Source organism: Bacillus atrophaeus (genome assembly GCF_001584335.1).
GTDB classification, from domain to species: Bacteria; Bacillota; Bacilli; order Bacillales; family Bacillaceae; genus Bacillus; species Bacillus atrophaeus.
Map to the genome: position 1 here is coordinate 35,569 of NZ_LSBB01000022.1, position 16,380 is coordinate 51,948.

General features: G+C 38.1%; 25 protein-coding genes. 9 read left to right on the top strand and 16 right to left on the bottom strand.

The window, feature by feature from the left end; all coding sequences use genetic code 11:
• Window positions 1–18 precede the first annotated feature (18 nt).
• The 3 genes from AXI57_RS19185 to AXI57_RS21515 form a co-directional block, all read right to left on the bottom strand.
• Window positions 19–234: a hypothetical protein gene (locus tag AXI57_RS19185; RefSeq protein WP_061670980.1), complete on the bottom strand. Its 216-nt coding sequence runs from the start codon at window positions 232–234 to the stop codon at window positions 19–21.
• A 55-nt stretch (window positions 235–289) separates the two neighbouring features.
• Window positions 290–1,099: a hypothetical protein gene (locus AXI57_RS19190; protein WP_061670981.1), complete on the bottom strand. Its 810-nt coding sequence runs from the start codon at window positions 1,097–1,099 to the stop codon at window positions 290–292.
• Between the two features lie 98 nt (window positions 1,100–1,197).
• Entirely contained in the window at window positions 1,198–1,440 is a 243-nt protein-coding gene (locus AXI57_RS21515) for a hypothetical protein (protein ID WP_162268130.1), read from the bottom strand.
• Between the two features lie 187 nt (window positions 1,441–1,627).
• Between AXI57_RS21515 and AXI57_RS21520 the strand changes: the two genes are divergently transcribed.
• Window positions 1,628–1,828, top strand: coding sequence for a hypothetical protein (locus tag AXI57_RS21520; protein WP_155723753.1), 201 nt, complete (start codon window positions 1,628–1,630; stop codon window positions 1,826–1,828).
• A 607-nt stretch (window positions 1,829–2,435) separates the two neighbouring features.
• Here the strand turns inward: AXI57_RS21520 and AXI57_RS19200 are convergent.
• From AXI57_RS19200 to AXI57_RS19220, 5 genes are all read right to left on the bottom strand, one after another.
• Window positions 2,436–2,699 carry a hypothetical protein gene (locus tag AXI57_RS19200; RefSeq protein WP_061670983.1) on the bottom strand — a complete coding sequence of 88 codons (264 nt, stop codon included), beginning with the start codon at window positions 2,697–2,699 and terminating at the stop codon, window positions 2,436–2,438.
• 3 nt (window positions 2,700–2,702) lie between these two features.
• Entirely contained in the window at window positions 2,703–2,960 is a 258-nt protein-coding gene (locus AXI57_RS19205; protein WP_061670984.1) for a hypothetical protein, read from the bottom strand.
• A 2-nt stretch (window positions 2,961–2,962) separates the two neighbouring features.
• Window positions 2,963–3,463 (bottom strand): hypothetical protein, encoded by a 501-nt coding sequence (locus AXI57_RS19210; RefSeq protein WP_061670985.1) that lies wholly within the window; start codon window positions 3,461–3,463, stop codon window positions 2,963–2,965.
• A 73-nt stretch (window positions 3,464–3,536) separates the two neighbouring features.
• A complete protein-coding gene (locus AXI57_RS19215) occupies window positions 3,537–3,779 on the bottom strand; it encodes a hypothetical protein (protein WP_061670986.1) in 243 nt (80 codons plus the stop codon).
• A complete protein-coding gene (locus tag AXI57_RS19220) occupies window positions 3,757–4,425 on the bottom strand; it encodes a hypothetical protein (protein ID WP_061670987.1) in 669 nt (222 codons plus the stop codon). Before AXI57_RS19220 ends, AXI57_RS19215 begins: the two co-directional genes overlap by 23 nt.
• 483 nt (window positions 4,426–4,908) lie before the next feature.
• Between AXI57_RS19220 and AXI57_RS19225 the strand changes: the two genes are divergently transcribed.
• A complete protein-coding gene (locus AXI57_RS19225; protein ID WP_061670988.1) occupies window positions 4,909–5,142 on the top strand; it encodes a hypothetical protein in 234 nt (77 codons plus the stop codon).
• 369 nt (window positions 5,143–5,511) lie between these two features.
• Here the strand turns inward: AXI57_RS19225 and AXI57_RS19230 are convergent, their stop codons facing one another.
• Genes AXI57_RS19230 through AXI57_RS19240 form a run of 3 tightly spaced genes read right to left on the bottom strand, consistent with a single transcriptional unit; the run spans window position 5,512 to window position 6,537 of the window.
• A complete protein-coding gene (locus tag AXI57_RS19230; RefSeq protein ID WP_061670989.1) occupies window positions 5,512–5,766 on the bottom strand; it encodes a hypothetical protein in 255 nt (84 codons plus the stop codon).
• Window positions 5,767–5,797: 31 nt separating this feature from the next.
• Window positions 5,798–6,088 carry a hypothetical protein gene (locus tag AXI57_RS19235; RefSeq protein ID WP_061670990.1) on the bottom strand — a complete coding sequence of 97 codons (291 nt, stop codon included), beginning with the start codon at window positions 6,086–6,088 and terminating at the stop codon, window positions 5,798–5,800.
• The gene (locus tag AXI57_RS19240) at window positions 6,085–6,537 is read right to left on the bottom strand and encodes a hypothetical protein (RefSeq protein ID WP_061670991.1); all 453 of its coding nucleotides are present in this window, start codon (window positions 6,535–6,537) and stop codon (window positions 6,085–6,087) included. The genes AXI57_RS19235 and AXI57_RS19240 overlap by 4 nt, the downstream gene beginning before the upstream one ends.
• A 234-nt stretch (window positions 6,538–6,771) precedes the next feature.
• On the opposite strand from AXI57_RS19240, the gene AXI57_RS22230 reads away from it, so the two are divergent.
• The 5 genes from AXI57_RS22230 (at window position 6,772) to AXI57_RS19265 (ending at window position 10,629) form a co-directional block, all read left to right on the top strand.
• Window positions 6,772–6,963 (top strand): hypothetical protein, encoded by a 192-nt coding sequence (locus AXI57_RS22230; RefSeq protein ID WP_061670992.1) that lies wholly within the window; start codon window positions 6,772–6,774, stop codon window positions 6,961–6,963.
• Window positions 6,964–7,200: 237 nt separating this feature from the next.
• On the top strand, window positions 7,201–7,842 hold the full coding sequence (locus tag AXI57_RS19250; protein ID WP_141292213.1) for a hypothetical protein: 642 nt from the start codon (window positions 7,201–7,203) through the stop codon (window positions 7,840–7,842).
• Between the two features lie 108 nt (window positions 7,843–7,950).
• Window positions 7,951–8,313, top strand: coding sequence for a YolD-like family protein (locus AXI57_RS19255; protein ID WP_141292214.1), 363 nt, complete (start codon window positions 7,951–7,953; stop codon window positions 8,311–8,313).
• Window positions 8,306–9,571: a Y-family DNA polymerase gene (locus AXI57_RS19260; protein WP_061670995.1), complete on the top strand. Its 1,266-nt coding sequence runs from the start codon at window positions 8,306–8,308 to the stop codon at window positions 9,569–9,571. The genes AXI57_RS19255 and AXI57_RS19260 overlap by 8 nt, the downstream gene beginning before the upstream one ends.
• A 737-nt stretch (window positions 9,572–10,308) precedes the next feature.
• Window positions 10,309–10,629: a YolC/YozM family protein gene (locus AXI57_RS19265; protein ID WP_061670996.1), complete on the top strand. Its 321-nt coding sequence runs from the start codon at window positions 10,309–10,311 to the stop codon at window positions 10,627–10,629.
• 55 nt (window positions 10,630–10,684) lie between these two features.
• Here the strand turns inward: AXI57_RS19265 and AXI57_RS19270 are convergent, their stop codons facing one another.
• Window positions 10,685–11,299, bottom strand: coding sequence for a hypothetical protein (locus AXI57_RS19270; RefSeq protein ID WP_061670997.1), 615 nt, complete (start codon window positions 11,297–11,299; stop codon window positions 10,685–10,687).
• A 420-nt stretch (window positions 11,300–11,719) separates the two neighbouring features.
• Here AXI57_RS19270 and AXI57_RS19275 point away from each other — a divergent pair, with 420 nt between their 5' ends.
• Complete coding sequence (locus tag AXI57_RS19275; protein ID WP_141292215.1) at window positions 11,720–11,935, top strand: hypothetical protein; 216 nt, start codon at window positions 11,720–11,722, stop codon at window positions 11,933–11,935.
• Window positions 11,936–11,957: 22 nt separating this feature from the next.
• Here AXI57_RS19275 and AXI57_RS19280 read toward each other — a convergent pair whose 3' ends face one another.
• Window positions 11,958–12,584, bottom strand: coding sequence for a VanZ family protein (locus tag AXI57_RS19280; protein WP_061670999.1), 627 nt, complete (start codon window positions 12,582–12,584; stop codon window positions 11,958–11,960).
• 32 nt (window positions 12,585–12,616) lie between these two features.
• Window positions 12,617–13,006: a hypothetical protein gene (locus AXI57_RS19285; RefSeq protein WP_061671000.1), complete on the bottom strand. Its 390-nt coding sequence runs from the start codon at window positions 13,004–13,006 to the stop codon at window positions 12,617–12,619.
• 340 nt (window positions 13,007–13,346) lie between these two features.
• Between AXI57_RS19285 and AXI57_RS19290 the strand changes: the two genes are divergently transcribed.
• Window positions 13,347–13,619, top strand: a complete 273-nt coding sequence (locus AXI57_RS19290; protein ID WP_061671001.1) for a hypothetical protein — start codon at window positions 13,347–13,349, stop codon at window positions 13,617–13,619.
• A gap of 290 nt (window positions 13,620–13,909) precedes the next feature.
• Here AXI57_RS19290 and AXI57_RS19295 read toward each other — a convergent pair whose 3' ends face one another.
• Both AXI57_RS19295 and AXI57_RS19300 read right to left on the bottom strand, forming a co-directional pair.
• Entirely contained in the window at window positions 13,910–14,296 is a 387-nt protein-coding gene (locus AXI57_RS19295; protein WP_061671002.1) for a hypothetical protein, read from the bottom strand.
• A 9-nt stretch (window positions 14,297–14,305) separates the two neighbouring features.
• Window positions 14,306–15,481 (bottom strand): Alp7A family actin-like protein, encoded by a 1,176-nt coding sequence (locus tag AXI57_RS19300; RefSeq protein WP_061671003.1) that lies wholly within the window; start codon window positions 15,479–15,481, stop codon window positions 14,306–14,308.
• Window positions 15,482–16,380 lie beyond the last annotated feature (899 nt).

Genomic DNA, 16,380 nt, shown 5'->3' on the forward strand with positions numbered 1-16,380 from the left:
AACTCCTTTTAAAAACGTTTATTTTCCTACACTGATTGTTATTTCAAGGGCTTCCGGTGCTGTCCCTAGTTCATGGGTGTAATATTCCATCAATTCGCTTTTGGCTTCTTCTTTACTGATTGCGGTTAAATCGCCTTTTAATGTTGGAAAAATGCCGTCTTTGTCTTTGACACTGTAGCGAAAAGAAATCAACTCATTTTCTGAGGTGTTTTTTGAATCAATTTTGTTCTTCATGTGATAGACTCCTTATATTGCGGGGTGTACCATGTACACCCGCATGGCTAGTGGTTTATTTCTTTAGGTAAGTATTCGCAAACTCCTGAGCTAAAGCATGATCTTTGAACTCTACAGTGATTTTTCGATTTTTAAAGACCTTAATTGATTTAATTTTTTTATAATCAAATTCGTATTTACTGAAAATGTCATATTTATTAGATCCTTCTTTCAAGTGTTCAAACATCCGTTTAAGGGAATGCAATGTCTCTACGCTGCCATTTTCAAAATGACTAAGTGCTTGAAAAAATGTTTCCAATTTAGAATCCCAAGAGATTCTCATACCCGACCATGACCATGAATCCCACCATACATAATCGGTAATGCTTAAAGAAGCTTTTTTGATAATCACTTTTTTATCAAAGTTATAAATTGTGTTTTTTGTTGCTTGAATTAATTCATGTACTGCTTTTTCTTCAAAACTAAATCCGTCTAGCTGTTCAAAAATCTCACCTATAATGTCATTGTGAGTCAGGTTTAAATCGTATTTTTCATTGATAACCTTTGTATCCAAGCTCACATTATACTGACGAGAGAAATGGTTAACGATTTTAGAAACAAATTGACCTTTGATTTTCTCTAATCGTTTGTCTAAGTATTTAATATCGTCATAATCATCAAGGTAACTACCATAAAGGCTATTAGTGTTTTTCGCTGAGTTTTTTTCTTTATCGTATACTGGCTTAATGATATCTAGCGCCTGTTGTAGTGCTTCACGTGCTGCTGCATACAATCCGAATTGATTTTCACAATACTTTCTATCTGTATCAGCGATACGATCATTATTATTGATTGTGATTTCATTTAATTTGCTTAAAATGTTCATGTGCTTGTTAGCTCCTTTTGTATTGAAAATAGAGTGGAAGGGGAGACCAATCCCCAACCGATAACCCTTATACTTGTGTTTTTGATTGCTACCGTTTTTTATTCTGTTACTTCACAAAAAGTTGGAAGTGGGGGCAAAGTCCACCCATCTTTTTCAGTTTGTGCAATAGCTTTTTTACACATTTGTTCCTCGAAAGCATCACCTAAACGTTCTTGCTCTGTTTGGTAATCACCCTCTAAATAAACATTCAATTGATAATCACCCAAATCAAGTTTTACTATGATCTTTTGCCTCCTTTTTTTAAGACTTTTTTGTTTTTGCGGAGGCCGATTTGCATTCACAGCCAAAAAGCACACAAGGGTTTATGAGCCGTTAAGGGGTGTTCTGTGGCCCTTTACGGATCGTTAAGACCAATTTATTTGTGGCAGCTGCCAGCAGCTGCTGTTTGCAAAAAAATTGGCGACCCTTGTGTGCTTTTATGAAACACGGATAGTAACGCGGCGGGCGTGCCCGGCGTGTTGCTTGCCGATGTTGAATGTGAATGCTAAAGCCCCCGGACAGCTTCAGCTGGCCAAGGTGGGGGCGTTTGGCTGGACAAAAACAAAAAAGGCGTCTAAAAAAGGATTTAATCATGCCGGCGGCTGCCGGCATTCGATTTGCGGAAATGCGACCGGGGCTTACGGGAGCCTTTCTGCTTCTTTTGAACTTCCGTCCTCGTTCACTCGTTAAAAAATGGCCAGGAACAATGCAGCTGTTGCTTCAGGATCCGCCGGAGGCAATCCGGAAGCTTACAGATGCATGTTATCGGGCATTTTAGAGGGAAGCGAGATGCCGCGGAATGTTGGCCGGCGTTTTTTGCCGGCTTACAGTCCGGGAGCAGACCCACAGGGGGACCCCAATTTATCTTGATAACAACGGACCACAAATGGAAAAAAGGATGTGCTATGCTTTGAAATATAAAGAGGGGGTGGTGTCAGATGGGTACAAATGAGGTACTACAGTTGTTGATTGCTACGAATGGAACTACAGCAACAGTTTTAGTTGGGATGTTCACTTTAATTTTAACGGCACTAAAAAAATAAGATCAGTGTAATAAAACACACTGATCAGCAGAATGATTTTGTAACTGAGATGTGGCTGCATCTTCAGTTACGCTCATTATAGCAAATTATTTTGTTTTTCCCCTGGTTTTGCGTTAGCAAAATCAGGGGGGAGGTTTTTAAAGGTTGCTTTAGCAACCGTCAAGCAGGCTCGATGCCTGCTTTTAATCAAGGAAAACTTTAGTTTTCCTTCCAGGCGAACCAGCATGAATTTCATGCTGGTTTATTTGCCATGTTTAAAAGGAAAATTCAATTGTATTATTGTTGGTGTAAAGCATTTCGTTCTCTTCGGCTTCTGCGGGAAAATATGTTTCTCCATCGAACTCGTACCTTTGCTCCGCAAAGACAACTGTCATAATAGAAGTAAAGCAGGATGGATTAGATTGGATTTTTTGTATTTCCTCTTCAGTTAGTTTAAATGACATTCCTGCTCGTCCCCATATTGTTGAATAGGCAGGTTCCTGGACAGGTTTTAAGGTTTTATTTTTAGCTGATTCCATCTTTTAATCTCCAATCTGAACTATTATTGTCTTAACGATAACATTCCAAAAATTATCGTCACCCTGGATAGTGCAAGAGTATATTTCGTTGTTATCAATTTGTTCGTCCTCGTAATATTCTTCATGTAGATAACATTCTCTGATATGTTTGTCTTTCGCTTCTTTGGCTTGTTGTATTGCGGTGTTTGGATTTGTATACAATTGAACGTCTGAACCAATGCCGTTGTCTTCTAAATCGTACAAGGTTTGAACAATATACATTGTTATCTCACTCCTTTTGTAATGCGTGGTCTTCCTACACCGCAGTTCAATAAGCTAGATGATGTAATTGCGTCTAGGAGCCAGCCGGCAGTGTCATCCATGATGTACTCACTTTGAAATTCAGACAGTGATACGTAGCCGTGTTGTTTCGCTTTATTTTCTGCCCAATCGCTGGGAACTGTAAACCAGGCACAACCTAAGTGATCAATTATGCCGTTCTCATTTGGTATTAATTCACCAACGTAAGTGTAGATTGTGATGATTTTCGCCTTTTCATAGTTTGAAGGCTCAGCATAAGGCGGAAGCGATTTGTCTTTTTTGGCTTGTTTCCACATGTATAATAGATCGATTGCTGGTATCTCTGAAAGCTTAATATAGTTAGCTTGTGTATTTTTGTCTACATAACCTAAGTCGTGTAGATCAAAGCAAGAATCAAGAGCTTCACAAAGTTCTTCAAAGGTTTTGTAACGAGTGAGAATTTCATAGATAGTTAAGGATATCATTGCTGTTGTCGTCTCCTTTAGTGATTGAGGGCAGGGGGACCAATCCCTGCCAATCATCTGTATGCTTGTGTTTTTAATTGCTACCGTTTTTCACATTTACCCGTTCATAATCGAAATGGTTGCTGTTGGGGACTAGTTTTTCGCCTGAATGCTTGCATTCTATGACCTTCCAATTTAGCGGAGAAACTAGCCTTTGTAGGTATCCCATGACATTTGCTTCGGTGTCAGGAACAGGCATAGGAATGATTATTGCTGGATCGCCTTGCTGTTTTTCCAGTGTTGCTTGATATAAGTCAAAATGCACTTGGTTTATCATTTTGATAACACCCCTGTATTTGAGATTTTAAACTGTTCTCCATGTCAGTAAGGCATTCTTGAAAAGCCAGCTCACTCTCTAAATCTTTATAGGTAAAAACATAGCCAATACTAAAGCGATAATACTTGCCGTTTCGTTCGAAAATAGATCGTATGGAGCAATCGAACTCATATATGCCTTGTTCCTCTGAATACCAGTGCATATCAGACTCACTTCCTATGAACTCATTCTCTGAAAAGTATTGATTGGAATACATGAAATTCAAAATGACCGTATCTATAAAATCGCAAAAAGTCTTACCGATATCATCCAAGTTATCATCTTTTTCCTCTGATGAAATTTGCCACAAGGTTTCTTTAAAAGGTACCGGCTCAGGTATACCGGTTAACTCTTTATACTCTTCCTCAGCTATATCGAGAAAATCATCTAGGGACATAGAGCCAACCATGTTTTGATAGGATTCTTCAGATATTAAATTTTCCGGATTTGTTTCAATTAGGTGGTCTATGCAGTCTCCGGCGAAGGAGTATAACATTTCAGTTAGTACGGTTTGGTTAACGTTTTTAATGTTTTCCCTTGTGGCAGGATATCCGTGTGTTTTTAACTTATCTTTTAATGCTGAATTTAAATCCATGCTGATGTTCATGAGACTCGCTCCTTTTTACGTTTTATAGAAACTTACTGCAACAAACTACACCTAGAAACGCTATGGCAATTATTGAAACCCAGATATAATACCTCTTGCCTTCACCTCTTGTTCTGATAGTGATAATTGTAAGAAAGCCAAATAATGCAACTGCAATTATCACTAAAATGATCTCTTGCATGGGAACCCTCCTTTTTTTAAGACTTTTTTGTTTTTGCGGAGGCCGAATTGCATTCACAGCCAAAAAGCACACAAGGGTTTACGAGCCGTTAAGGGGTGTTCTGTAGCCCTTTACGGATCGTTAAGACCAATTTATTTGTGGCAGCTGCCTGCAGCTGCTGTTTGCAAAAAAATTGGCGGCCCTTGTGTGCTTTTATGAAACACGGATAGTAACGCGGCGGGCGTGCCCGGCGTGTTGCTTGCCGATGTTGAATGTGAATGCTAAAGCCCCCGGGCAGCTTCAGCTGACCAAGGTGGGGGCGTTTGGCTGGACAAAAACAAAAAAGGCGTCTAAAAAAAGGATTTAATCATGCCGGCAGCAGGCCGGCATTCGCTCTGCGGAAATGCGACCGGGGCTTTACGGGAGCCTTTCTGCTTCTTTTGAACTTCCGTCCTCGTTCACTCGTGAAGAAATGGCCAGGAACAATGCAGCTGTTGCTTCAGGATCCGCCGCAGGCAATCCGGAAGCTTACAGATGCATGTTATCGGGCATTTTAGAGGGAAGCGAGATGCCGCGGAATGTTGGCCGGCGTTTTTTGCCGGCTTACAGTCCGGGAGCAGACCCGTAGGGGGACCCCGGAGTAAGGAATGTTGAAAGAAATCATTTAATGTAAACCCGATAAGGGATATAACGTAAAAATTGATCTTTCTCATGCACTGTGGAGGTGTTGGGGGTGTTGGGAGGGGGTTGTAAGGCTTTGTGTTAACAAAGCCTTACAAGAAGGTTTTTATGGTTTTAGAGGCTGCTTTAGCAGCCTCCAAGCAGGCTCGATGCCTGCTTTTAATCAAGGAAAACTTTAGTTTTCCGTCCATTCGTCCGCCATAGGCGGCGAAAAAACCAGGCTATTTAAGCCTGGTATCACAAGGTTATTTTGACCAGATTTGTCGGTTTCGACGGTAAGGTGCTTCATTGTCAAAATGAAGTGTTTCTTTCAGTTTAAATCCTAATTTTTCAATGTATTTAAGTCGCTTCTTCATCCCAAAAGGATAATCGATTTCAATTTCTCTGGCAGTTTCCAAGTGTGCTGGGAGGTCTTTGTATCTACTATTTATGATTCTTCCGGAATCGGTTGTAATTGGTTTATAGATAGTTGCTGTATTATTGAGTCTTACAAGTATCATCATATTTCGCTCCTTTGTAGGGTTGTGTGTCCTAACCTATGAGGTGCTCAAGGATTACTGTTCCGAAAAATAATAGTCCGATTAAAGAAAGTGTTATTTGCGGACTGACTGCTATGATTTTGTCATCGAATACGAAGATCTCTCCCTGGGCTTCAAGTTCAGTAATAAGGCTCATGACTAATTCATTATTTGAATTACCATATTTTAATAGTTTGCTGATTGTGATATACTTTGATTCACGTATTGATTTGAGCAGTGATTCTTTGGTCGGGGTCACATGCTCTTTTTTTATTTTCCGTTGAATTGCTTGTGCTGCGTTCATTCGCCTTCATCCTCCTTTAAAATGGTTAGCCCACTTTCACCCGTATTTTCCTTTGCTATTTCAAATATGAGTTTAGTTTGGTCGTATGTATATTCACACGAGAAGGTGCTGAGATCAGGGACATCAGGGAATCTGAGTCTGAGAATATCTTCTAACCAGTCCTCGTAAACAGAAAATCTTACCTGTGTCATAGGGGATTCATTTGGTGACGCTTTATAAGTCCACAAACTACAGAACGTCTTTGGCTCAGTTTTACCGAGTTGCGATTCAACTGATCCAATTAGGTCATCTAATATTGTCCAGCCTTCTGCAACGCTTCTTTCTTTCAATGTTTTTTCGAAGTGGTTATTAATGCAGATTTCAATATTTTTCTCAGTACCAGGAAATCCTTTGGATTCCAAAGCTGATTTCAAGTCTTCTTTATGCCATACAATAGAGGTGAAAAACATATGAGACAGCTCCTTTTTTTAAGACTTTTTTGTTTTTGCGGAGGCCGATTTGCATTCACAGCCAAAAAGCACACAAGGGGTTACGATCCGTTAAGGGGTGTTCTGAGGCCCTTTACGGAACGTTAAGACCAATTTATTTGTGACAGCTGCGGGCAGCTGGCCGTTTACAAAAAAATTGGCGGCCCTTGTGTGCTTTTATGAAACACGGATAGTAACGCGGCGGGCGTGCCCGGCGTGTTGCTTGCCGATGTTGAATGTGAAATGCTAAAGCCCCCGGACAGCTTCAGCTGGCCAAGAATGGGGGCGGATGGCTGGACAAAAACAAAAAAGGCGTCTGAAAAAGGGTTTAATGATGCCGGCGGCGGGCCGGCATACGCTTTGCGGAAATGCGACCGGGGCTTACGGGAGCCTTTCTGCTTCTTTTAAGGTTTAAGAGGTTGCTTCAGCAACCTCCAAGCAGGCTCGATGCCTGCGTTTCAATCAAGGAAAACCTAAGTTTTCCGACCATTCGAACGAACGGCTCTTAGAAAAATTCAATAGAGGAGTATGGCGGAAATATCATAGTTTGGATAAGATTGAATTATTGAATTCCAAACAAATAAAAGGCTGAAGATATGCTAAAAATTACCGATAGAGAGTATAGGAATGGAAAGAGAGGTAGACATGAAGAATATAGAGCATATTAAAAAGATGAGGAACAGTATTCTTTTCTCAGTTGTATGGCGGTTGTTGTTTTTCGTAATATATCCAGCATTTTTAGGGGCTGGACTGCAATTGATTGGAGTTAAGTTGTCTTCAGAAATGCTGTTTATATTAAGTTTTATTGGTTGTATGATGGTTTGTTTAAGTATAGCTACTCATATAAGTAACCTCGTTAATATAAGAGAAGTTCTAAAACAGTATGCTTCAATTGAAAGAGAACTTGTTGGGGAGTATTCAATTGATGCTAAAGTTTTGGACGACATGCTTGATAACACCAGGGAAAAGTACCGTCATCAAATATCTTTTGACCGTGAATATGACATAGAAGATTTACATACTATTCAAAAGTTGAATAAAGATGATCGAGAAGGTAAGTATTTTGATCAATATCTTAATCCTGATAATAATGTAAAAGATGAAATCCGTATGGCCATTATTCCGAAACGGACAGCGGAGGCTCTCTTATACTCAGTGTTTAACTCAAAAACTGCATTCGGTGTACCCGGAAGGAAGTACTTTCACAAATGGAATATGGCTCGATTAGATGAAGAGTTACTGCCGATGTTCCAAGAGAAAGAAAAAAAAATGAATAAAACTAATTAGAGTTTAAAGTACCTGAAGGTTTTCAGGTGCTTTTTTTGTTAGGAAAAACTTTCTTGTATTAAAGGAACGTATGTTCTGTTAATATATAATCAAAAAACGTTTAAGGGTGTGGATCAGGTGATTAAGGATCGAGGACTAATGAAATGGGCAACTTCTATGATGTTGCCGGAGCACAATGAAATGTTAAAGCAGCTTAATCTTGAAATGGAAAAAATGAAGCGTCCTGAAAATGATGAACAACAAATTGAAGAAATGGGCCTAACCATTAACGAAGCAAAACAAAGAAACCAACTTTTAAGCATCTCCTATTTTAAAAATGGCCATATTTCATCCCTCACAGGCTTTGTAAGCTCTTTTAAGCACATTGAGAGGCAAATGTTAATAAAAACGAATGACGGGCATATTAAGGCTGTTTCAGTTAATGATTTGATCGAGGTGGAGCTGGCTGAAGGAGAAAAGTTTTATGATTGACTATGATAGCCTTCCTAAACGTACTTTTTTGACCGTAGATATGCGCAGCTTTTACGCCAGTGCATCTGCAGTTATGCTTGGCCTCGATCCCATGAAATGCTATCTTGCTGTGGTAGGCGATACTGAACGAGCAGGAAGTGTTGTTTTAGCTGCATCACCGGCATTAAAAAAACGATTTGGTATTAAAACAGGTTCCCGCCTTTATGAAATACCAGATCATCCTCAGATTCACATTGTAAATCCTCAGATGCGGATGTTTATTAAGCTTTCCACCAATATAACTCATTTGTTTTATCAGTTTGCTGCACCTGAAGATATACTCACCTATAGTGTCGATGAAAGCATCCTTCGTTGTGATCATTTGAAGAGACTATGGGGAACACCGATGGATCTGGCGAAAAGAATACAAAATGCAATCTACAGAGATTTTGGTGTACCAGCAACCGTAGGCATTGGCCCAAATATGCTGATGTCAAAACTAGCCTTAGACTTAGAAGCGAAGAAAAGCCCTTCAGGAATTGCAGAATGGACATATGAAGACGTTCAAACGAAATTATGGCGAGTTCATCCATTATCGAAATTGTGGGGCATAGGAAGGCGTATGGAGAGGAATTTGAATCGAATGGGCATTGCCACAGTAGGCCAGCTCGCAAATTACCCCGTGGAGCTTTTAGAAAAACGATTTGGTATTATGGGGAGTCAGCTATATTACCATGCTCATGGTGTGGATCTTAGCGAGCTGGGCACGCCTATTAGGCAGGAGCAAATTTCTTTCGGGAAAAGCCAGATATTGTTGAGGGACTACAATGAAGAAGTAGAAATTAAATCAGTCATATTAGAAATGTGTGAGGAAGTGGCTAGACGGGCTAGAAAGGCTAAAAAGGCAGGCCGAACCATTTATTTAGGAGTAGGTTATAGTCAAACAGTAGGCGGAGGTGGCTTTCATCGGTCTTTAACAATAGAACAACCAACTAATATCACGATGCAACTTTATAAAGCGTGCCTTGTTTTATTTAAGAGGTTCTACCAAGGGCAAACGGTAAGGAGCTTGTCTGTTACATTGGGTAATGTCGTAGATGATAACCAATTTCAGATGTCTCTCTTTGAAAAAAATGGTGAAAAGGAACGTCAACTTGGCCATGTTATGGATTCCATTAGGGAAAAATACGGCTCAGATGCGATTTTAAGAGCTGTTTCTTATACAACAGCTGGAACTGCATTAAAACGAGCTAAGCTTGTCGGCGGGCACCAGGCGTAATTCAAACAGTACAGGTAGAAGAATCTATGTAAATAGCAAACGTCACTATTAAAATTTCAGATTCAAAAAAGGCCTGAAGTAAATTATCCAGGCCTTTTAAAAAAAAAACAAAAAAGAAGATTTCCACTTGAAATCTCTTAAAAGTTGTGATATAATAATATGTAAGTAGGCGTATGCCTTTTTTTAAATCACTTTTCTGTTTGATGATACGGGAATATCATCATCAGTTATGATGTGTTGATGATTAGTCAACATCGTTACATTGACTATAATATCTCACAACTTTACTGTTGTCAACTATGCGTATGGAAAAAAGATTTTTGGCAATATATTACATACTGATTTGCAGATTTGATGATTTCAAAAAGTGCATATGCTCCTGCTTAAAATTTTTATAAGGAGTGATGCACAGTGTGCAAAGTTACTATCCATTACAGAAAGCCTCATAAGGTGAGAGGTCATTTTAGAAATTGTAAGGGAGGACGTGTTTGGATTCCCGAACACGAAAGGGCAGGAACCTGGGTCAATGACCATTGTTACCTAGGATTCTCCCCTAACCTTCCAAGTTAAAACTGAAGGCCCTGTAAAGGGCCTTTCTGAAAACTGTTTCCGCGCTTTGTTTTTTGGCAGCTTAACAGCTGCCTTCAACTATATTTTAAAACTGGTATGGGATTTCAATTGTTAGACATGATATACTCGTTAGGAAGATATTTACTGGAAACAAAGGAGGCGGTTAAATGAAAAAGAAATTTATTGGATTCTTGGTCTTAGCTTCTTTTTTGTTGATGTTTAATACGGCTTCATATGCAAGTGACACAGATGAAAAATCAACTGAAAAATCAACTGCTGAATTGTTGGAAAGTGTTTGGGATGAATTTGGATTATTTAGTTTTGAAATTGGACAAACAGATCCGGCAATTACAATTGGCATGGATCAAACCAAAAGTGAAGCAAAGCTTCGTGAATATTTAAATGATAATCTGTCTGAAGAAGCAAAGAAAAAATATGACGTTTATATTTTCAAAGATGATATTAATAAGTTGGAAAAAGAACATTAAAAGTATTTGCAAGAAAAAAGCAGACCTTAATGGGTCTGCTTTTTTAATATCAAAATTAGTTGTACCATAAAGTAGCTTGTTTAATTGTAATTAATTTACCGCCACTTGATGTGAATTTGATTCGATAGCTTTTACCTTTTTTTAAATTCCAATTTAGATGAAATTGGCCTTTCCATCCACCAGGTATTGAAACTTTTTGGGCTTGACCAGCAGGCCCTTTTTTTCCCTCGTAATGTGCGGCTACAGAAAATGCTTTTGCTGTTCCTTTATACGTTATGAGGAGGGTACTTGGATCTTTATAAGCTTTTCCATATATTCCTGGTCCACCACCAAGCCAAATGTAATTGCTAAAATCGAAGTATCCTGATGAGTATGATTTTTTCAATATTTTTATTGGATTATCTTCAGACTGCTCTTCTGTGAGTCTAATCATGCCTTTCAGCTGTTCCGTTGTATAAGGATGAATCTCTTTATTATTTTCATCGAAAATTTTGATTTGAGATGCAATTTCTTCTTTCTTTGCCTCAATTTCTTCCTGTGACAGAACTTTTGTCTCAATAGGAGAGGATGCCTTTACCTCTGCTGCCTCTGCTTTGCTTGTTCCCATAAAATCAAAAAGCGAAATACCCAAAACAGTTGCTATTGACCAATACTTCAAGTTTGCTTTCATATTGCATGACTCCTTTATTCATTTTTTTAGATTACCGGTTGAACTTTTCTTATGATTTCTCACTGGTGAAATTAGAAATTTACTGAAGAATTCTATGGAGTACAGATACATCTGATGATTTGAGCCAGTAATGGTAGGAAGCTATTCTTGAAGTTTTAGGATCTTTCGAAACGGCTCAATCAGCAAAATAGCAGGAATAAACGGAAACCATAATTTGAAACCTAAATTAGCTGATGTTATTACCCTTTTAATTTTTTATCAAGACAAATTTCCCCTCCTTGAATGATAATACAAAGCAAAACTACCATATATATTAGATGTTTTACAACAAAAGACACCAAAATATTTGAAAATTATCTATTTTTCTACATTTTTGCGCATGATTATATTATTTATGTACATATTTTCTCCGAGGCAGCGGTGCCGGGTGATATGCAGCTGAGGGAAGAGATCGATGCCTGGCTTCCGGAAGCCCCGGCTGCAGCTGAATGTGAGATCCGGATGTATCCGGAAATCAGGAAGCGAGGCGCGGCGGCACTGGTGATGTGGCAGCTGAAGGAAGAGATCGATGCCTGGCATTGCGAATCAGAACTATTTGATCATAAAAAAGAACCAGGAGCTGCTGGTTCTCATTGATTTACGGCCATTAATACGGCTTTTATATATGTTTTCGTACTTTTTGTTTCTTCGGCGAATTGTCAGTGCTGTCCACTTCAAATAGCTCCTGCCTAACCATTGGATAAACGAATTTATAAAATAGATATCCAATAGCAGAGCCTAAAGTGTTTAATATAAGATCATCTACATCAAAGCTTCGATATGTGAGTCCAATCACTGATGAAATGGTAAACTGTGAGGTTTCTATGATGAGTGAAGCAATAAACCCAGCGATAATAACACGCTTTGCTTGTCTCATTCTTTTGAAAAGAAGAGGAAGAAAACATCCTAAAGGGAACAAGAGTATTATATTTCCGCCGAGTTGATATACAGTAACGGATAAACTTGAGCCTGTTAATGCGTCCATAATAGTGTTAAAAGGTATGAGGTTATTAGTTTCTTGGAAGCCTTCTGCGGCTCTGTCATGAATTAATAAAGGGTCAGTTGGAATCGGAAATAGAGTCATACATATAACGCCTATGAGATAAACAAAAGCAGCAAGTACATAAATGCTTTTTTCAATTGTGTATCTCGGTTTTTTTAAGACGAAAACAGCAAATAAGCGATAAACAATAAACAAAACATAAGCAGAAACACCGTACGGGATAATAAAACTATTAAGTAACACAATATCACCCTATTCTTTTAATAAGCTGCTACTTAATTGTAAATGTCCCCATATCCTCCTGTCGATGCTCCATTATTCTTCTTTTTCATAATAAAATAGAATTTTCCTTTAGTTTTATTTCCATAACTGTTTGTAGTTGAACCGTTTTGAGAGAACTTTTTAGAGCCGAGATATTTAGCTTTCCCTTTTTTCTGTTTTCGATATAGTTCAATGTTAAAAGTACCGCCTTTATCGCCTGTATCAGCATGCGTATTAATTTTAATGCTACTAGCGCCGCGGCTGTATGTTTTAGAAGTAACTTGATGTTTAAACTCAAACCAAAAATCATGCTTTGATGCAGCAAAAGCAGCTGGCGCAGTTACAGGGAGTAGTAATGTGAAACTTAAAGCTGATGAGACTAGAACCTTTTTAATCTTCTTCATGTTAATTCCTCCTTTAATATGGTAATCCAAAACAAAATTACCATAGAAATTAAGCGGTTACAACAAAGAATATCAAAATAATTGAATATTCACTAATTTTCTACATTTTATGTGCATAATTACATATTTTATGTGCATATTCACTATAAGAAGAATGATATAAGAGCCACCGGCTTATAGGAGTTAGTATGTAGTGATCAAGCCTGCCACTTTTAATTGGTTTGTACATATTTTGAAGGGTTACAGAATAACATAGTAACAGATGAAAACTGTTACGGTGTTACAGTGTTAGTGGGATAATCTCAAGTAAGCTGATATTTAGTTGGGGGGAGAAGACGGTATGAAGAAGAAAACGACTAACCAGGTCGAAGAAAGAAAAGTACGTTCGGATAAAAAAACACGAGTTAATCCTTCATTGGATTCAGATACACATCAAAAGCTGAAGAAGCTGGCCATTTCCTGTGATATGACAAAGACACAGTTAGCGGCTGAGATTCTTAAAATGGCTCTCAACAATGAGAGTGTAATTGACTGGTATCAAAAAAAATACAACAAAGACGATTCATATAGAATTATCCTTGCCCGTATTAATGGTGAGTTGCATTATTCTTAACCAACTTTCCCCCAAGTGCGGCCGATTTTCTTCCAGAGTTTAAAACAACTAGAGCATAGTTTATGTTTCTCTATATATTTTTCTTTTGACATCCTTACCGTTTTACCACAATGCTTGCATTTCATTTTATGACCTCCCTTAGTAGTATCAGCATTGACAAAAAAACGGAATTTATACAGATTAATTGTATTCTAATGTTGCTCAGAGCGTTTGTGTTGCAACTAAATTAAGTTTGACTTGTAACCCCTAATTAAATGGCACATAAAAAGAGCCTAGATTATTCTAGGCTCTTAAAAATCATAGTCGTATTCTTCTTCAATCGTTCCAGTGATTTTCTCAGTGATTAACTGACCTTCTTCAATCGTTTCTGAAGTCGGCTTAGTCTCAGGTGTTTTGTGTTCTACGTATATCGATCCCTGATCAATTTTCTTCCTCAAATCACGAAATTCTTTCTTCATTTCTTCTCTCATGGCAATTAATTCATCATGAACATGACGATCTTTTTCTCTATTTTGCTGTTCGTTTTTCTGTTGTTGCATGTCTCTTTCTATTAGTTGGAAAGCATACTCTCGAAAGTTTCCCTTCTCACTGACCTGCTCAATTACGAAATTGTACATTTCATCAGACATTTGTGTTGTTCGGACATTAAAGAGTGGAACTCTTTTGCTGTTTCCCATTTCTATCACCTAAATTGATTGTTCCTCTTTTTGATTTGCCTGTCTTTTTACTTGTTCAGCTCTACTTAAAACTTCGAGACCATATAGGTTAAGCAGTCTTGCATCTTCAGCGACTATATGATTTGATTCAGAAATATCACGGCCATATCTTTCTTCCGTAACTAAATTAATTGATTCTTCAAGCACCTCACCAACGCCACCAAAATATAGATACTTGTAAATCTTATCTTTTGGTGCAGGAAAAGTATTTTCAGCTTGAGCTATTTTGATTTCTGTGTATTCTTTGAGAGATTTTTTAATGATATCAGTTAAATCGAATTTCTGACCGGTATTCCCGTCTCTTCGTTCCATCTTAGTTTTTCCAATATTTGAGTATATAAACTTTTCAAGCTCCCTAACGCTATCAAAATGCTCCAGGAGTTTTTCTTTTCTTAATTTTTCTAAGTGCGCCAAAAATGGCGCTTCAGTATTAGAAACAAAAGAATCACGGCTTTTTGGCGGTTTCAATCCAGCTGGCAGTAATACCAGATCATCGGTTCCGCCACCTAAATCACAAAAGACTACGTCATAATTTTTAAATTGCTCGGCATAGTCCTTATCTTCCAGGTCAAAGTTTTTCTTTATTGCCCATCTTGCAACTTCTGATTCGGTCCTGCACGCAGCATCTTCTACTTTTATAGTTAGCTCTTTTTCTAATCCCAATGTCAAAACCTTTACTTGGTGAGTGCCCAAAAATTTAGCTGCCATTCTTTTCTGCATTTCACTGAACTTTTCCAATTTTTTAAGAAGCCAAATTGGTAGCATTGTTTGAAAGTATTCAATAGTAACTTCATTATCTTCACGTTTGCCTTTTAGCGCTTGATAATAAGCAGTTGCGGCTAAAAACGTTACGTATGGAATATGTGACTCTACTTTATTATGTAACTTCTTGATGTGTTGATTGCCTAACACTTCTGGTTCAGCAAGCTCACCAACTAGAAAATATCTCTCTGTTTCATCAATAACTGTAGAAACTAATAATCGGTCTTTTAAATCTGCCGAATCTTCAACGATACTCGTGAATTTTCCTTCAGCAGCTTCTTTAGTTATCTCTACTACATTCGTAGGCAATTCAAAGAAATAACCATCAAGTAAATTCATGTACATACTGTTTCCAAAGTCCACGTTCATACGAGAAATATTCATATTTTTATTCTCTCCTTTGATTTCACTTTTCTTAATACTAGCATCTTAAATGGAATATGTCAACAAAGTGAAATCATATTTAAAACCAGTAAAAACAGGACTTTAATGCTTAATTATTTAAATGTGAAATCAGTGAAATCAGTAGATATAAGTGATTTCAGGTGCAGGGGTTTACGGCAAAAAAAAAATCGTGTAATATTAAGTCAAGTTAAGTCAACGTGAAAGATTTGACAGCGAATTTTTATTCTAGTATGTTATTAAACAGCAAAAAACCCTGTTGTTTGCAGACAACAAGGTTAATAGTTTGGGTGAACGGATTTTGAACCGATCATCTATACATAATGATTATTTTTAAAGACTTATAAAATTGAATACAAATAAAGAACGACAAATAAAAAAGTGTCCGATGTTGCAGCACCGAACACTTCATGTTTTTGTATGGTGGCACCCACACAATAGTAATTTAGTATGTCTTCATTTTACCGAAAACACGTCTGTACGTCAATAGTTTTCGGCTTCTTTTGAACGACAGAAAACCACTGTTTGGGTCGCCATCAAACCCTGGTTTTCTGTCGTTTTTTGTTTGTCACCCAGCTGCCGTTAAGGGGTGTAAAATAAACTGACGTCAGGAGTTGCTCCGTCCACCGCATAAATACGGAGATATACCACAATAAGCGTTCCTTGCTGCGCTTGTGGCGAATGGCGAGGACGGCCATAAACGGTCCGGAGAATGTGTTTTTACACTAGGTTACTCTGGCGCACTACGGTGCGGGTAACTATGATCAAGCTTTTATGTATACGGGACACAATGGAGTGTTATCGTGTGAGAGAACACAAGACAAACACCATAAAAGTAAGCATACAGGACAGAGATTGTATGTAAAAAGATCATGGCGGGC

Bases quoted from the DNA above. Each gene is read 5' to 3' on its own strand.
- AXI57_RS19250 (WP_141292213.1), top strand. From the start codon at position 7,201: ATGAAGAATATAGAGCATATTAAAAAGATGAGGAACAGTATTCTTTTC.
- AXI57_RS19230 (WP_061670989.1), bottom strand. From the start codon at position 5,766: ATGATACTTGTAAGACTCAATAATACAGCAACTATCTATAAACCAATT.
- AXI57_RS19205 (WP_061670984.1), bottom strand. From the start codon at position 2,960: ATGTATATTGTTCAAACCTTGTACGATTTAGAAGACAACGGCATTGGT.
- AXI57_RS19260 (WP_061670995.1), top strand. From the start codon at position 8,306: ATGATTGACTATGATAGCCTTCCTAAACGTACTTTTTTGACCGTAGAT.
- AXI57_RS19285 (WP_061671000.1), bottom strand. From the start codon at position 13,006: ATGAAGAAGATTAAAAAGGTTCTAGTCTCATCAGCTTTAAGTTTCACA.
- AXI57_RS19240 (WP_061670991.1), bottom strand. From the start codon at position 6,537: ATGTTTTTCACCTCTATTGTATGGCATAAAGAAGACTTGAAATCAGCT.
- AXI57_RS19265 (WP_061670996.1), top strand. From the start codon at position 10,309: ATGAAAAAGAAATTTATTGGATTCTTGGTCTTAGCTTCTTTTTTGTTG.
- AXI57_RS19300 (WP_061671003.1), bottom strand. From the start codon at position 15,481: ATGAATATTTCTCGTATGAACGTGGACTTTGGAAACAGTATGTACATG.
- AXI57_RS21520 (WP_155723753.1), top strand. From the start codon at position 1,628: ATGTTGAATGTGAATGCTAAAGCCCCCGGACAGCTTCAGCTGGCCAAG.
- AXI57_RS19200 (WP_061670983.1), bottom strand. From the start codon at position 2,699: ATGGAATCAGCTAAAAATAAAACCTTAAAACCTGTCCAGGAACCTGCC.
- AXI57_RS19290 (WP_061671001.1), top strand. From the start codon at position 13,347: ATGAAGAAGAAAACGACTAACCAGGTCGAAGAAAGAAAAGTACGTTCG.
- AXI57_RS19215 (WP_061670986.1), bottom strand. From the start codon at position 3,779: ATGATAAACCAAGTGCATTTTGACTTATATCAAGCAACACTGGAAAAA.
- AXI57_RS19220 (WP_061670987.1), bottom strand. From the start codon at position 4,425: ATGAACATCAGCATGGATTTAAATTCAGCATTAAAAGATAAGTTAAAA.
- AXI57_RS19270 (WP_061670997.1), bottom strand. From the start codon at position 11,299: ATGAAAGCAAACTTGAAGTATTGGTCAATAGCAACTGTTTTGGGTATT.
- AXI57_RS19210 (WP_061670985.1), bottom strand. From the start codon at position 3,463: ATGATATCCTTAACTATCTATGAAATTCTCACTCGTTACAAAACCTTT.
- AXI57_RS19295 (WP_061671002.1), bottom strand. From the start codon at position 14,296: ATGGGAAACAGCAAAAGAGTTCCACTCTTTAATGTCCGAACAACACAA.
- AXI57_RS19185 (WP_061670980.1), bottom strand. From the start codon at position 234: ATGAAGAACAAAATTGATTCAAAAAACACCTCAGAAAATGAGTTGATT.
- AXI57_RS19190 (WP_061670981.1), bottom strand. From the start codon at position 1,099: ATGAACATTTTAAGCAAATTAAATGAAATCACAATCAATAATAATGAT.
- AXI57_RS19235 (WP_061670990.1), bottom strand. From the start codon at position 6,088: ATGAACGCAGCACAAGCAATTCAACGGAAAATAAAAAAAGAGCATGTG.